This is a genomic window from Bacillus cereus group sp. MYBK108-1 (assembly GCF_051917185.1).
Lineage (GTDB): Bacteria > Bacillota > Bacilli > Bacillales > Bacillaceae_G > Bacillus_A > Bacillus_A cereus.
Map to the genome: position 1 here is coordinate 1 of NZ_JBQAHZ010000066.1, position 651 is coordinate 651.

A 651-nucleotide genomic window follows, 5' to 3' on the forward strand; every position below is an offset into this window, starting at 1 on the left:
AGGCATCTTGCGTTAATCGTACCTTCTTATTCTTCTTTAGTTTGTGAAGAGTCGTCGTTGCGATATCTAGGGTAAGTCGTTCTGACACATGGTAAGCTAAAACTTCATTCGTAGACCCGTCTAGAATGGTAGATAAATATCCTTTTTGATTCTTACCATAAGACAGGTATGTGATGTCGGTAAGAAGTACCTTTCCTGGTACACCTTGCCTAAATTCTCGTTTTAATTGATTGGGTACCACGAAGTGTTCTTTCGTCGCTCTCAACATTTTTTTATAAGGATTTTCTTTGCGAATGGGACAGATAATCCCATATTTTTTCATGATTCTACGGATGCGTTTCAAATTGTAGACAACTTGAAATTGACCCGCCAATGTCATTTTGATCTGACGAGCCCCCTTCTTTCGGTTTTTAAATCGAAATGCCCTTACTATCATCTCTTTCACCATTTCATCTTGATGCGTTCTTTTCTCTCGCCGACTTTGAGAAATAGCTGAAAAATAATTATAGTATCCAGAGCGTGAAACACCTGCGATCTGACACAAATATCTCACCATATTTTTTAAGCGATATTTTTCAATAATAGAACGAATTAATAGGTACTTTTGACTAGGCTGTAACGTTATTTCTTTCCCATCCTCCCTTCCATAAG

At 37.6% G+C, this 651-nt stretch carries 1 protein-coding gene; it reads right to left on the bottom strand.

What is annotated here, in order from left to right:
- A partial coding sequence (locus ACTFSL_RS31085; RefSeq protein ID WP_440042970.1) for an IS3 family transposase occupies positions 1-651 on the bottom strand: 651 nt, incomplete at both ends.